Source organism: Acididesulfobacillus acetoxydans (assembly GCF_902729405.1).
GTDB lineage: Bacteria > Bacillota > Desulfitobacteriia > Desulfitobacteriales > Desulfitobacteriaceae > Acididesulfobacillus > Acididesulfobacillus acetoxydans.
Genome location: NZ_LR746496.1, coordinates 3,147,370 through 3,161,078 on the forward strand (window position 1 = coordinate 3,147,370; position 13,709 = coordinate 3,161,078).

Consider the following 13,709-nt stretch of genomic DNA (forward strand, 5'->3'; position numbering starts at 1 on the left):
TGTTTTTCCTTTTTAAAGAATATATACATACTCCTCAGGTGAGCTTTTCGACCTTCCGCGCGCACACGTGACGTGACCTGACCTGAACTTGGTTCGCAAATTCCGTCGCAAATCCCTCGGACACCGTCGGGGGTGCGCAAGTACCTCCTCTTCGTCATAAGAAAAAAAGGAACCCCCGCGAACGCATTTCGCATTCTGCGGGGGTTCGTCATGCTCTGCGGAGGTTCATTATGCTCCGCGGGGGATTCTTCCACTCCGTCACCCGTTCTTACTCTGACAAATACAGTTTTCATCATCTTATGGTGCCGCCTAGGCTAGGGTGCCATAGGGGTCTGCTCTGAAAATAGCCCTTTGCCCGGACGGCTCGCTTAGCTTGTGCGCTCCGACGGCCATTTTCAGGCTCTGATAGTGCCGCCCAAGCAATACGGAGATCCGCCTAGCTAATCTTCTCCAGAACCGGAGCCGTACTCACGACATGCTTGCGCATACCCAGTTCAGCCCGGGAAATTCCCAGCGCCAGGCCCAGGAGTTCCGTAAGATAGAGAACCGGTACTTTCGCTTCTTTTCCCGTCGCCTTGGTCATCGCATTCTGGCGCAGATCCAAGTTGGACATACACATAGGGCAGGCCGTCGCGACCGCGTCGGCTCCGCTGTCTTTGGCCTCGTAGATAATCCGTCCGCTCAGTTCAATGACAACGTCCGGGCGCGTAAGAACATGGGCAGCGCCGCAACATTCCGTCTTCGCTCCCCAGGCCACCACGTCTGCCCCCAAAGCTTCAAGCAGATGATCCATACTCAGCGGGTTGACGGGGTGATCAAAACGGGCAATTTTTGCGGGCCGGGTCAACATACAGCCATAATAGGGCGCAATCCTCAAGCCCTTCAAAGGCCGTTTGACTTTGGCGGAAATTTTATCAATCCCAACCCTCTCCACCAGGAACTCCAAGATATTCATGACATGTACGCTGTTGCCGTACGTCATCCCCAGGACCCCTTCCACCCGGCGCTGGGTTTCCCGATTTCCGGCACATTCGAGTTCCGCCGTGCGCAAATGGTTAAAACAAGCGGCACAGGGGGCCAGCACCTCTTTCATCCCCGCCCGCTCGGCCAAAGCCAAATTGCGGGCTGGAAGAGCCAGGGCCAACAAGTGATCGGTCTGGTGAGCCGGGGTCGAGCCGCAGCAGTTCCAGTCCGGAATTTCCTCCAACTGCACATCCAGGTTCTTGCAAACGGCCTGAGTGGAAGACTCATAGTTCTTAGCCGTCGAATGCAAAGAACACCCGGGAAAATAGCCGCTTTTCATGAAGCAACCCCTCCCCGCATCTTTTCAATCTTGGCAAAAATCTGCTCTACCTGGGCCTGACCCTGAATCTTGTGAGCAAAGACATCCCCCATGCCCATGATGCCTTTGACAAACATGGGCGGACCAATGGGGATCAAGGACGTGACATCCCGCACCAGTTCCCCCTGACTGAGCATGTTCTTGACCATAAGGTTGACTTCATGCATGCGCCCGCCCTTTCGGACCTCCCCCAGAAAGATTTGGTTCATTTTGGGAATCTTCACTTCACGGGAGACATATCCTTCTTCTTTGGCCAGTTCCCTCAGGACGTTCATCACCTCGTACATCTCAAAGCCGGCCGGACACTGGGCCCCGCAGGTACCGCACTGGATGCACATCTGAATCGCTTTGCTGGAAAGCAGCTGATCTTTCAATCCATAGACAATCATCTCCAGGATGGAATTCGGAGCATAGTCCATAATCCCGGAAAACGGACAGCCGCCGGAACATTTACTGCATTGGTAACATTCCTGAACTTTTTGCCCGCTGCGGGCCTCGACTTCCTCAAGCAGGCTGTGTTTCTCTTCCAGTAGAACTTTCACTCGCTTCACCTTCTTCTTGGTGTTTGGCACAGTGTTCAAATTTATAATAGATCATAGACGGCTTTTCATACTTGGGCTCGATACCCCGCCGCCCAGCCTCTTCGCGCAAAACGGCCATAATTTCATTCAGGGGCAAACCGACCGGACAAACTGCCTGACAGGCCGAGCAGCTGCGGCCGCAGAGCCAAATCATGCGGCTGTCCAAGACCTTCCCGTCCTGGCAATCGAGCAGAGATTCCACCACTTGGCGCGGGGTCAGGTCGAATTCCTCGGAATGAACACAACCACCGCCACATTTTGAACACTGCAGACAGCTCGTAAGAGATTTTCCGATCGACTGCTCCACCATAGTGCGGATGCCGTCTTCATCAATTTTCAAACGCATCGTTTTATCACCTCTATAGAACCCCTATAGCTCTCCCTGTCTAACTCCGTCGAATTCCGCAGTCTCCATTGCACTCCGTCAGTCTCCATTGCACCGCGTCAGTCTCCATTGTACTCCGTCGGACTTCTCCGCAATCCCATGGGAACCTCTCTGCCCCACTAGAAACTGCGGCAAGCGCCGCTGGCGTGCCAAGAGGTCCGGAAGAGCCCTTACACTCGAACCTCGCACTTCGAAGACTCGGTTCAGCGGCTGAGGATCAGGGCCTCGCTCGCCGCCAACCCCCCCATCGCCACCGCCGCGGCTATCTCCATCGGTTGAGTGCAGCTCCCCGCCAAGAAAATGCCTTCTTTCGAGGAATGACAAGGGCGGACATTGGCCTCCGCTTCCCGGAAAAAACCGTATTCGTCGGTCGCGATCCCCAGGATTCCGGCCAGAGCACGCGAGCCTTGCGGGGGCTCCATAGCCGAGGCCAACACCACCAAATCCGCTTCCACTTCCACCGGATTTCCGATGAGCGAGTCCTCGGCCCGGACCAGCAGCTTGTCGCCCGACTCGATCACCTTGGCCACGCGCCCGCGGATATAGCGGACATTATATTTCTCCATGGCCTCGCGGATAAACTCTTCGTATCCCTTGCCCAGCGCGCGAATGTCAATGTAGAAGACATAAGCCTTGGCCTCGGGATTAGCCTGTTTTAACATGATGGCATGTTTGGCGGAGTATGAGCAGCAGATCTTGCTGCAGTAGCGGTACCCTTTCGCCTTGTCCCGAGAACCCACGCAGTGGACAAAGACAACCCGCGCCGGCCCCTGCGGTAACCGTCCCTCAGCCGCCATCTTCTCGAATTCCAGGCTTGTGACGACTTTTGCCGAACGCCCATAGGCATATTCCGTATAAGCCGTGGGTTCCATATAGTGGAACCCGGCCGCCACGACAATAGCAGCGACTTGTTCCGTCCGTCTGCCGGACGGCGTCCCGAGTTCCACCGTAAAATTACCGGCCTCTCCGCGGCAGGACTCCAGCGTGGTCCGGGGTAAGATTTCGATTCCGGCGAGTTCCTCTGCCGTTTTGATCTCCCGGGTTACGATCCCCTTGGCGTCCGCCAGAACCGGAAACGTGTAGGTCAACTTGGCGAAATTCCCCCCCAGGTGTCCTTCTTTTTCGATTAGGAGGGCCGTTCCGCCATTTTGGGCGATTTTTTGCGCCGCCGTGATTCCGGCGATACCCCCGCCAATGATTAACGTTTTCTTAGCCAAAGTCTCTCCCTCCTTCTCAGCGTCCAACCCGATCCCAGACCTCTTCCAGGCGCTTCCGCCCGCTGATGTGGGCCGCAAAAGCTAATTTTCCCTCAGGCACTCCCAAGGCCATTCCCACAAGTTGGGCGATATGCAGGACCGGTGTTTGATAATCCGTGCCCTGGCGAAAATTCAGTTGTTGTTGGACCCGATCCAGTTGGCTGTGGCAATAAGGGCATTGGACGATGAGCAAGTCAGGATCCGCTTCCCGGACGGAGTCCAGCTTGCGCTGCGTGTGCTCCAAGGAGAGGTCCTTACCGTTGATGATTTGCGTAAATCCGGTGCCGCAGCACTCCCGGTTGGCTGTATAAGGCACCACCGTTCCGCCCATCAGCTCAATGAGTTCTTCCATGTAGCTGGGCATTTGCGCATCGTCGATGGCCGAATATTTTCCTCCCCCCAAATAGTGACAGCCATAGTGGGTGGCTGCCCGCACCCCTGCCAAAGGGCGTTTAACTTTTTTGGCAATGTCGTCTTTAAGACGATAGAAAAGTTCTGCGATATGAAAGACCTGACCGCTGCCCTCATAACTGCGTCCCATCATGTTGAGCATCATATTGACGCTGGCTTTCACTTCCTCATTATGGTTCATGAAATGTCCGAATTCATTGAGAAAAGTCCAGCAGCCATTGCAGACCACACACGTGTCCAAATTTTTCTCCTCCGCCAAGGAGAGATTGCGCGCCACAGCGGGCATGGAGGCCGTGGGAGCCGCCACATTGGCAAACGTCACGAACCCGCCGCAGCAAGTCTGTTCCTCCGACTCCACCGGTTCCACACCGAGAAGACGCAGAGATTCCGTCCCGCAGGCCTCGATGCCGGGGTACTTATTGCTGGCCACACAGCTTTTGAAAAAGAAGATCTGTTCCGGTTTCGGAATCTGCGCCACTTTATCCAGCCTGGGCATGTTTTTTCCCTCCCGGTTCGCCATAATTATAGAAACGATAGTGGGTTTTGACCTTGCCGACTTTGGAAGGCATCGGCTTCCTCTTGCAGCGCTTGGCCTGCTCATCCGTACAGCTCTTGCAATCCAGGAGCTCGACCCCGCCGATTTGCTTCATAAAGGCCGTCATCCCGCTGAGATCTGAGATCATGTTGATCTCCGCCACTCCGCGCGCACTGACCTTGCGCTCGGGCGGGAGTCCGGCTTCCGCCCGTATTTTCCCTATATCCCCAACAGTATCAAGCACATAGGGGTTCCGTTCGAAGGTCGAGACCGTGATCCCGTCCTTGAGATAACTCTTCTCCGCGTACCCCTCCAACTGTTTAACGTCCTCCCAGCCATAGCCTTCGTTCATAGCGGCCAGCCGAAACATAAAGACGAAGAAGGGAAAATTGATATCCATGGGGCAAACCGAATAACAACCGCTGCAGAAAAAACATTGCCAGAGTTCGACACTGGAGAGAACCCGCTTAACATTGCCGAAAACCAGGTCCCGGATGATCTTGCGCGGATTGTAACTCGGTGTGACCGCCGCGGCCGGGCACTGTCCGGTGCATTTTCCGCACTGGAGACACTTCTCCGCCTCGTTGACAAACCCCATAGCAATCGGTTTAAAGCTTTCGTAGAACTCGTCGCTCCAATCTTTCACTTTTTCCAGCATCGCGTCCCACCTATCCCTCTCTCTTACCGCTTACGGCCGCTTTCATCATGGGCATCATCTGTGGCACAAACTTCAGGAGATCAACCCTCGTGTCTTTGCCGTGCATGGCGAACTTGACCATACCGGGCATCATTTTCATCATTCGCCCCAGGGGCATCTCCAGACTGAAGAGTTCCCGGAAATAGGAAAGTGTGCGCTCCGCCGCTTCCCGACTTGTCTCTTGGCCGTACTCCTCCATAAAATTCTCCGCCATCTCTCTTACCTCCCTCTGAACTAACCGGCTCACTGCAACCGCTTAGGTCACTCATAGAGACTCAAGCACTGACCCCGACAACCCAAACTGAAAATCTCCCCTGGGGACAAAGGATTGTACAAAGGCTTAAAAAAGTCGCAACGGGCACATTCCGATAAATTAAGAGCATAGTTCAGCCCGCCGCATTTTGGGCAAGTAATCTCTTTCACATTTTTGGGCAAAGGGCTGACCTTCTCCAACACCATAAAAAACTTGGGACGAAATTCGGCGATGAGCTGACCGCACTTCGAGCAATTGAGCATAATCACTATGCCCCCTCCCCCCTGGCAGGGGTCCAATTCCTAAATCAAGGATACACCCGAACCAGATCCGGGGTCAATAAGTTTTTCCCAATACAGAATATCTATACATCGCATTCCGGAGTCCAGATTAGTTCAAAAGGCAGTGGCTTTTGGCCAAACGCTCACTCCGTACCCCATTCCGTTTTTTAGTTCCAACATTTGATTGGGTCCATTTTGGGTCTGCTCCATGTCCGTATTCATTGCTGTCGCAGACTCAATCTGCGACAAATTCATCCAGCGCACCACGAAAGAAAGAGCCGATAACTGTGAACTCTCACATGTTATCGGCTCCGCGTTTTAGCGTCCGGCTCTTTGATAATTGACATCTGAGCACTATCATTTCACTGCCTGCGAACATTAAGCTGCTTTGCGTTTGTAAACCCTCATTGCGAATAGATACGCGACAACAAGAATGCCAAGACACCAAGAGAGCGCGATCCAAATATCATTGCCGACAGGCCTTCCTCCAGATACTGCGTAGTCAGGAATACCGTCGTGCCGCCGTTAGCCAGCTCTTTGACAACCTTCCAAACCTCGATGCGCCCCTCGGGGTCAAGCCCGGTGGTCGGCTCGTCGAGGAAAATAAGCCGGGGTTTGCCGATTAGGCTCATGGCGATGTCGAGCCTGCGGCGCACCCAATCCGGAAACTACAGAGAAAACCGCCAGGCAAAGTGCCTTTCCAGTGGCATGGCTCAGACGGTAATAATGGCGTCGTTCTAATAAGATCCGGATCCTTGTTAGTAAATCGGGGACTTCCGAATCCAAAAGTTCCTCGGGAGAAGTTGGTTGAGGGTCTCTACGAGCTATCAAGAAACTTGGGGTAATGAAGACCTAAGAAATCGCAACCAGTTCGTACTTAATACCGCTTCACTAACATCTGCAGGCACAACGGAGCCTGCCTTATACAAGTCTGCCACAGTGTTTATTTCCCGGGGGCTCTCTTCGAGCCCCAATCCTCCATCCAAATCAGACCCAATTCCCAAGTGATCCCACCCAGTCATGCTTGCAATATATGTCGCATGTCGCTTCCAATGGTCGTTCAGCGCGACGGTAATAGATTGAGAGACCTCGCTTCATTGGTCAGAGATCCGGGAACAAAAAGACTGAAGGGACCTCAGCGTGTGCTACGATTGGCCCAGTGGAGCGATCAGCCTCGGCGGAAACCGAAGTTGCACTTATACACCCGTAGGTTTTACCCTTTCGGATATGCTGAAAAAGACCGCCACATTTCTAGGCGGCCTCTTCCGTTTCCTTCTCTTATTTTCCCAGGGGCAACCAGGTGCAGCGTCCGGGATCTCTTTTCAGGCCAGTGAACAAAATCGGTCTCTTCTCCAACCCGCTTCCTCTAAGAATTTGAATGATTGGGCTGCGCTGAACCGGGCCGTCCGCCCTTACTGGCTCAGCTTCATGATCGTTTCAATGGCTTTGTTGAGAATTTCCTGCTGGTTTTCCCCTTTTTCCAGCGCATCCACCAGACACGTATTGGCATAACGCTGGGCAACGACCGCAGACACTTTCTGAATAGATGACCGGATAGCCAAAAGCTGCACAAGAATTTCCTCACAGGTCTTGTCTTCTTCAATCATGCGCTCAACACCGGAAATATGGCCCCGGGTTGTCTTAAGCCGAGTCAGGATTTCCTTGCTTTCCGTGGGGTCAACGCTGTGCACCTGCACTACCTCCCTTTTCCGAGCAAAGCTTGTGCCAAAAAAACTTAGGGATTTTTATAAAGCATAATATACTTTTGATAGCTTTTCAAGACGCGCAACACGTATTCCCGGGTCTCCCCGAATGGTATGTCCCCCACCTGGACATGCTTCGGATCAATCTGCCCCGAACGAATCCATTGGCGCACATGTCCTTTCCCCGCGTTGTAAGCCGCCATTGTCAATACTACATTTCCCGAGAATTCTTTCTCCAGACTTGCCAAATACCAGGTCCCGTACTGAATATTCTTTTCCGGCTCCAGCAGATCACGCTCCCTGTACCCCTTGTCACCCAGGCTGTGCGCAATCGAACTCGCCGTCGCCGGCATAAGCTGCATCAAGCCCAGCGCCCCTTTGCGTGACTCCGATTGCGGCAAGAAGCGGCTTTCCTCCCGAATGACGGCAATGACCAACAACGGATCGACGCCATAGTCGTGCGCATACTCGTCCACAAGGGCCCGGTTCGGAAAGGGGTAAAAAATACGCTCAACAGGCGGCGACTGCCAGAGCGCCCAGCCTGCCACCGCAATGAGCACCAGGACCACAATCAACCTAGGCAAGGCGTTCCCTCTCGAATTCGTCCTCTTTTTAGCCATCACATCTCCTCACGCACTCGTTCACTGCTCCGCACCTGCTCACCAAAATTTGGCACTCAATGTTCGTTTGCCGTTACCTTGAGCCAAACATGAGACTCCAGCTTCCACAAATAGGAGTGATGCTCGTGTCTAAGGCAATGGGCCCGTAGTCACGAGGCCTCGCTCTGCCAGGGTACGCCAGTACTCCACCAGCTGATTTTCGGTCTCGCTCCAGTCCCCGGAATTATCAATCATGACATCCGCCAGCTTGCGCTTGTCATCGAGCGGCATCTGGGCCGCCAGTCTGGCTAAAATATCAGCCCGTGTCCAACCGTCGCGGCGCCGGACCCTTTCAATTTGGACCTCAACCGGAACCCAAATAAGCAAAGTCTCCTGAACATTCCCTCGTAAATTCTTTTCAAAGAGAAGGGGAACATCCCAAATGGCCAGCCTGTGACCGCAGTCTTCCAGAGTTCGCATTTCTTCCAGCCGCAGGCGTTCGATCCGCGGATAGACAATTCCCTCCAGAGCCTCACGAGCCTGAACGTCCGCAAACACGACCCTTGCTAGCTTCCGGCGCTCCACTTGCCCGTCCTCCGCTATGACCTTGGGTCCGAAAGCTTGCCGGATCATCGTCACAGTCTCCGCGTCTCCTTGCAAAAGCCGTCTAACCATGGCATCCGCATCCAGGACCGGGATCCCGTGTTCTCTCAACCAGCGTGCCACACTCGATTTGCCGCTGCCTATACCTCCGGTTAAGCCGATGAGCCACATCTTATCTCACCCCAAGCTCCCAATTGCCATCTTCCCTGGGCCGAGGCCAGGGGGTCAAGAACCAAAACCTACAGTTGACTCGCTGTCAACTCGTTCCCAAATGTCAGTCTCTTTCCTGACTCAGGCAGCCTCTGGGCTCAACCTTCTCCCAGTTCCGTCCAAGCTTGAAGCATTTCCTCCACTTGAGCCCGGGTCTCTTCACACGCTTGATGCAGTGCCATGGCCCTCTCATAATCGGCCGCGCATCCGACCAATTCTTCTTCCAGCGAGTGCAGCTTCGCTTCCAAGGCCGCGATACCATCCTCCAGCTCGCGCACCTTTTTCTCTCTTTTTTGCTCCTCCCGGGACATCCTCTGCTCCTGTCCCCGCGTCTGCCGGGCCGCCTGCACCTCCCGCCGGACCCCGCTCCCGACCGCCAAACGCTCCGCCTGCTTGGCTTCCAGATAGTGCGTATAGTTACCGTCATAAACTCTTAATCCGTCGGGAAACAATTCCGCGATTTTGCCGGCCAGTTTGTCCAGGAAATAGCGATCGTGGGAGACGGCCAGAATCGTTCCCTCGTAATCGAGCAGAGCCTCCTCCAAAACCTCCCGCGTCTCCGCGTCCAAATGGTTGGTCGGTTCGTCCAAAAGGAGAAAATTTCCCTGTACCAGAAACAGTTTGCACAAGGCTAAGCGGCTTTTCTCGCCGCCGCTGAGGACCGAAACCGGCTTAAAAACTTCTTCTTGCTGAAAACCATAACGGGCCAAAAGAGAACGAATTTCCGGGTCATAAAGGGAGGAAGCCTGGCGAATTTCGTCAATGACCGTATTGGCTGGATTTAACCCTTCATGCTCCTGCGAATAATAACCCAGTATGACATTAGCTCCTATCCGGATCATACCACGATAGGGTAACTTGTGCAAAACCGCTTTCAGGAGGGAAGTTTTGCCGACCCCATTCCTGCCCAGCAAGGCCACCCGTTCTCCTCGCCGCAGGCTGAGGTCCACTCCGGAAAAAAGCACCTTTTCGCCAAAGCTTAGGGCCAGTCCCTGCACGTCCAGCACCCGATCGCCGCTCCGCCCCGCCACACTCAAAGCAACCCCGAGCTCACGGGCGGATTTTTTCCTCTGCACCGGAACTATCCGTTGCAATTGCGTTTCCCGCCCCCGAGCCTGCCTGGCATTCACTCCGGCTTTGTTTCGGCGGATATACTCCTCAAGATGGGCGATTTTTTTCGCCACGCGCTCGGCTTCGCGCGCCATCGTCTTCTCGGCCAGGGCCCGCTGCAGTTCGTACTCCGAATAGTTTCCCTTGTATTCTTGCAACTCCCCCTGTTCCAGGTGCAAGATCCTGTGCACGACTCGGTTGAGAAAATAACGGTCATGCGAGACCACGAGGACGGTTCCCGCGTACTCCCGCAGGTAATTTTCCAACCACTCCAGGGCCGCAATGTCCAGGTGATTGGTCGGTTCATCCAGCACCAGGATCTCCGGCGAGCGCAAGAGGAGTTTTGCCAGAGCCAGGCGTGTTTTCTGCCCGCCGCTCAAGTGCCGGATGGGCACTTCTCTCTCCTCGCTCAAATCCAAACCGGCTAGAATCCTGCGCACCTGCGCCTCAAGGGCATACCCTCCCTGCCTTTCAAAGGCTTCGGTCAGAGCCGCGTAATGTTCCATCATTTTCTCGTCGGGTCGGGACATTTGAGTTTCCAAGGTGCGCAGCTCTTCCCCCATACGAATCAGATCAGACCGTTCGGCCAGCATCCCGGCCCATACCGTTTCCTCTCCCTCCAGGACAGGATTCTGGGGTAAAAAGCCGACCGAACCCGTAACATAAACCTGTCCGCTCTCCAGCGGCCACTCTCCCAGGCAAGCCTTGAGCAAAGTCGTTTTGCCGGCGCCGTTCGGCCCGACCAGCCCGACTTTATCCCCAGGTTCAAGTGCAAAGGTCGCTTGCCGGAAAAGTGCCACACCTGAGACATCCACCCCGCACCCCCGACAATATAAAATGCTCATCCTTTTCTGCCAACCTCACTTATTTCGACTGCTCAAGGATTCTTCTGTAAGAATTCATCTGGCTGCGCCGGCCCCGATTATTGGCGGGAAGTGCGTCATGGCAAAACCGGCCATTCAATAGTTGGGATATCCACTCTGAGATCCGATCTTGACAATACATCGCGTAAGATGTATACTGCGTAATGCATCGCGCGTGATGCATTTCACGAGATGCATCGTGATAGATTTAAATATCGTTGCCTGCCTTTTCCGATCATTCGGCCTCGCTGCCGCCCTGACCTGAGTTTTCATCATCTGCGAGTTCCACCTTTACGCGCATGGAGGTTTGCCCATGAATACATCCTAATAATACACGCTCCCTGAGTTCACCCCTTCGCTCAAGTCACTCAGGGACGCAGCAGTGACTCGAGCGGAGTATTCCGCCTCGCGTGTTCCACCTCTGGGTATTCCGCCTCATCTCATGGTCCGCCTCGCGTGTTCTGCCTCTGGTATTTCGCCTCATGTTCGACCTCACGTGTTCTACTTTAGGTTATTTCACCTGATGCATCCCGAGGGCTGCATCGTCACGAAAGGAGCCGGTCATGGAGACTTCGACATTATTACAAGACGCAGAGTTCGTTCGCCAAACAATCGAACACCTGCAACGCCACTTTGCCAAAAGCATTGAGAGAAAGGCCGAAGAGCAAGGTATTACCGAACCCCAGATGCGCGTTATGACAGAAGTCGTCGCCCGCCCGGGGGTCAGCATTAAAGAGATCTCTTCCGATCTGGCGATGACTCAGAGCACCGTGTCCGGCGTCGTCGAACGCCTAATCAATAAAGGCATCCTCAGCAAGCGGTCCAACTCGCGCGATAAACGAGCCGTCCAAGTCTTCCCCACTGAAGCCGTCGTTCAGTTTTTACAGCAGGATCGCCTGGAATTTGTCAATGAAGCCGTACTGGCTGCTCTGGACCGCTTGACCCCCGCCGAACAGGCCCTCGTCATACAAGGGCTGCACTTACTCGCCGCTGCGGCAGACCCGGAGCAAAGAACAGTTCCAACCCAGCCGACGGTAAGTCCTCCGAACTCGGAGGCATAAACAACGCCCTGAGAAATCTTGCGGACTTCACAGGATTTAAACCGTCCCGAGCAAGAGCCGGCTTGACCGGGAAGATTCATCAGTGAACGTTAAAGATTAAACATTAAAGATTAAACAAGGAGGAAAACATGACCGCTTCTTTATTTGATTGGCTTAATTGGTTCTGCTGGGGCCTTTTCGGCCTGGTCTGGATTTTGGGAGCCTTCTATAATTCCTATCAAGCTCCCCAGGTGGCAAAAAAACGGTTTCGTTACGATTGGCTCATTTTGGCCGGGCTGGCCTGGTATCTCGACAGCCGTTACGCCCCCCATTATCTCCACCTTTTCCGCTTCTCCCTCCCCTGGCATCTCCCCTGGCTGGCCTGGCTCGGGACGATTCTTCTCCTCGTGTCCACAGTATTTACCCTTTGGTCCCGCTGGACTCTGGGAAAAATGTGGGCCACCAATGCCCAAGTGAAGGCTGAACACCGCCTGGTCACCGGCGGGCCATACCGAATCACGAGACATCCCATTTACACCGGCATTTTAGGTATGATCCTGGGCTCCGCATTTTCCCTGGGAGAAGCATTCGCCGTGATTTTTGTCCTCGTCCTCATTTTCTTCTTTAACCGGATGCGCTTGGAGGAAAAGTTGATGGTTGAAACTTTCGGTGATGAATATTTGGCCTACCGGAAGAGGGTGCCAAAGCTCATTCCCGGCTTAAAACCGCGCTGACATACCCGTACCTCGGGACCCTGGGGACAGGGGCGGGGCAGCGCGCCGATTGGCACCCGGGGCAGTTCGTTTCAGCGGAGGCCGTCATCGTGCCGAGGCAAAACATCGTCACCGGCGTTGTACTGCGAAAACGCGCACCGTCACCGGTACCGTGCCGGAGAAGAACCTCACCGTCTCCTCGGTCCCCGAGAAATAAACCGCCGGCTTCTCGACCTTAGACCTGACAAGCCGGACAAAAAACAGCCGTCCGCCCCCCCAAGCGCTTGCTGACCAATATCCCCCCGCAGGCGGTGCAAAGTTGTCCTTGCCTCCCGTAGACCTGCAAAGAACGTTGAAACTCCCCTTTTCTCCCGTTGGCATCGCGATAATCTCGAAAAGAAGTACCTTGAGCCTCGATGCCGGCCTTCAGGACCTCTTTAATCGCCGCGGTCAATTTCTCCGCTTCCTCTCTCTCCAGGCTGGCCGCCGGGCGCTCCGGGCTAAGACGTGCCCTGAAAAGAGCTTCGTCCGTGTAAATGTTCCCCAGCCCGGCCAAGACCCTTTGGTCCAGCAGGGCCGATTTCAAGCAGGTCTTTTTTCCCCTGAGTCTGTTTCGGAGAACGTCCGGCGTAAATTCCTGCTCCAAAGGTTCCGGCCCCAGGGCAGCCAATCCACGCACCTCATTCACTGCTGCCGACGGCACTGCCAGAATCCGGCCGAACTTGCGCACATCCTGAAAGTGCAGCTCCCCTTGATTGAGTTCAAAAACCCCACGCGTATGGGGCCCAATCTCTTGACTTGCGGAAAAATAGAGAAGCCTTCCGGTCATGCGCATATGCGCTACCAGGCTCCAGCCCTCATCCAAATGAATAAGCAGATACTTTCCCCGCCTCTCCAGGCCTTGGATTCGCTTTCCGGTTAGAATTCCCGCGAAATCAAGTTCGCCCCAGCCTTGGAATGCCCCCGGCCAGATCAGGCGCACCCCTGTCACCCGGGCGTCCGTCAGATGCCCCGCTAACGTGCGCCTAATGGTTTCCACTTCCGGTAATTCCGGCATCATCCTACCTCGCTGTCTTTTTCCTTTTTCGTTTCATGTTACCATTTGCCATCCGAATTTGACTTCGCAG

16 protein-coding genes and 2 pseudogenes are annotated in these 13,709 nt (G+C 54.4%); 2 read left to right on the forward strand and 16 right to left on the reverse strand.

The genetic code is table 11. The features are described from left to right. Positions 1 to 436: 436 nt before the first annotated feature. The 15 genes and pseudogenes from MNU25_RS13960 to MNU25_RS14020 all read right to left on the reverse strand — a co-directional run bounded on the left by MNU25_RS13960 (position 437) and on the right by MNU25_RS14020 (position 10,811). Positions 437 to 1,303 carry a CoB--CoM heterodisulfide reductase iron-sulfur subunit B family protein gene (locus tag MNU25_RS13960; protein ID WP_240985622.1) on the reverse strand — a complete coding sequence of 289 codons (867 nt, stop codon included), beginning with the start codon at positions 1,301 to 1,303 and terminating at the stop codon, positions 437 to 439. Then, positions 1,300 to 1,884, reverse strand: a complete 585-nt coding sequence (locus MNU25_RS13965) for a 4Fe-4S dicluster domain-containing protein (RefSeq protein ID WP_240985623.1) — start codon at positions 1,882 to 1,884, stop codon at positions 1,300 to 1,302. Before MNU25_RS13965 ends, MNU25_RS13960 begins: the two co-directional genes overlap by 4 nt. Then, complete coding sequence (locus MNU25_RS13970) at positions 1,847 to 2,269, reverse strand: 4Fe-4S dicluster domain-containing protein (RefSeq protein WP_240985624.1); 423 nt, start codon at positions 2,267 to 2,269, stop codon at positions 1,847 to 1,849. Before MNU25_RS13970 ends, MNU25_RS13965 begins: the two co-directional genes overlap by 38 nt. A gap of 242 nt (positions 2,270 to 2,511) precedes the next feature. Further along, positions 2,512 to 3,525: an FAD-dependent oxidoreductase gene (locus tag MNU25_RS13975; protein ID WP_240985625.1), complete on the reverse strand. Its 1,014-nt coding sequence runs from the start codon at positions 3,523 to 3,525 to the stop codon at positions 2,512 to 2,514. 16 nt (positions 3,526 to 3,541) lie between these two features. Beyond that, positions 3,542 to 4,471, reverse strand: coding sequence for a CoB--CoM heterodisulfide reductase iron-sulfur subunit B family protein (locus tag MNU25_RS13980; protein ID WP_240985626.1), 930 nt, complete (start codon positions 4,469 to 4,471; stop codon positions 3,542 to 3,544). Beyond that, the gene (locus MNU25_RS13985) at positions 4,455 to 5,168 is read right to left on the reverse strand and encodes a 4Fe-4S dicluster domain-containing protein (RefSeq protein ID WP_240985627.1); all 714 of its coding nucleotides are present in this window, start codon (positions 5,166 to 5,168) and stop codon (positions 4,455 to 4,457) included. Before MNU25_RS13985 ends, MNU25_RS13980 begins: the two co-directional genes overlap by 17 nt. Before the next feature lie 10 nt (positions 5,169 to 5,178). Next, entirely contained in the window at positions 5,179 to 5,421 is a 243-nt protein-coding gene (locus MNU25_RS13990) for a hypothetical protein (protein WP_240985628.1), read from the reverse strand. A gap of 47 nt (positions 5,422 to 5,468) precedes the next feature. Beyond that, positions 5,469 to 5,729 carry a hypothetical protein gene (locus MNU25_RS13995; protein ID WP_240985629.1) on the reverse strand — a complete coding sequence of 87 codons (261 nt, stop codon included), beginning with the start codon at positions 5,727 to 5,729 and terminating at the stop codon, positions 5,469 to 5,471. A 390-nt stretch (positions 5,730 to 6,119) separates the two neighbouring features. Continuing rightward, positions 6,120 to 6,239: pseudogene (locus tag MNU25_RS20330) on the reverse strand (ABC transporter permease); the annotation flags it as partial. Next, positions 6,224 to 6,397: pseudogene (locus tag MNU25_RS20335) on the reverse strand (ABC transporter ATP-binding protein); the annotation flags it as partial. The pseudogenes MNU25_RS20335 and MNU25_RS20330, both read right to left, overlap by 16 nt. A gap of 171 nt (positions 6,398 to 6,568) precedes the next feature. Beyond that, a complete protein-coding gene (locus tag MNU25_RS20570; RefSeq protein ID WP_420838695.1) occupies positions 6,569 to 6,817 on the reverse strand; it encodes a membrane dipeptidase in 249 nt (82 codons plus the stop codon). 336 nt (positions 6,818 to 7,153) lie between these two features. Beyond that, the gene (locus MNU25_RS14005; protein WP_240985630.1) at positions 7,154 to 7,432 is read right to left on the reverse strand and encodes a metal-sensitive transcriptional regulator; all 279 of its coding nucleotides are present in this window, start codon (positions 7,430 to 7,432) and stop codon (positions 7,154 to 7,156) included. Between the two features lie 44 nt (positions 7,433 to 7,476). After that, positions 7,477 to 8,064: a lytic transglycosylase domain-containing protein gene (locus tag MNU25_RS14010; RefSeq protein ID WP_240985631.1), complete on the reverse strand. Its 588-nt coding sequence runs from the start codon at positions 8,062 to 8,064 to the stop codon at positions 7,477 to 7,479. 129 nt (positions 8,065 to 8,193) lie between these two features. Then, the gene (coaE, locus tag MNU25_RS14015) at positions 8,194 to 8,817 is read right to left on the reverse strand and encodes a dephospho-CoA kinase (protein WP_240985632.1); all 624 of its coding nucleotides are present in this window, start codon (positions 8,815 to 8,817) and stop codon (positions 8,194 to 8,196) included. Between the two features lie 137 nt (positions 8,818 to 8,954). Then, positions 8,955 to 10,811: an ABC-F family ATP-binding cassette domain-containing protein gene (locus MNU25_RS14020; RefSeq protein ID WP_240985633.1), complete on the reverse strand. Its 1,857-nt coding sequence runs from the start codon at positions 10,809 to 10,811 to the stop codon at positions 8,955 to 8,957. 581 nt (positions 10,812 to 11,392) lie between these two features. Here MNU25_RS14020 and MNU25_RS14025 point away from each other — a divergent pair. Next, the gene (locus MNU25_RS14025; RefSeq protein ID WP_240985634.1) at positions 11,393 to 11,890 is read left to right on the forward strand and encodes a MarR family winged helix-turn-helix transcriptional regulator; all 498 of its coding nucleotides are present in this window, start codon (positions 11,393 to 11,395) and stop codon (positions 11,888 to 11,890) included. 128 nt (positions 11,891 to 12,018) lie between these two features. Then, positions 12,019 to 12,603 (forward strand): methyltransferase family protein, encoded by a 585-nt coding sequence (locus tag MNU25_RS14030; protein WP_240985635.1) that lies wholly within the window; start codon positions 12,019 to 12,021, stop codon positions 12,601 to 12,603. A 214-nt stretch (positions 12,604 to 12,817) separates the two neighbouring features. On the opposite strand, the gene mutM is transcribed toward MNU25_RS14030, so the two are convergent. Further along, complete coding sequence (gene mutM / locus MNU25_RS14035) at positions 12,818 to 13,639, reverse strand: bifunctional DNA-formamidopyrimidine glycosylase/DNA-(apurinic or apyrimidinic site) lyase (protein ID WP_240985636.1); 822 nt, start codon at positions 13,637 to 13,639, stop codon at positions 12,818 to 12,820. Between the last annotated feature and the right edge of the window lie 70 nt (positions 13,640 to 13,709).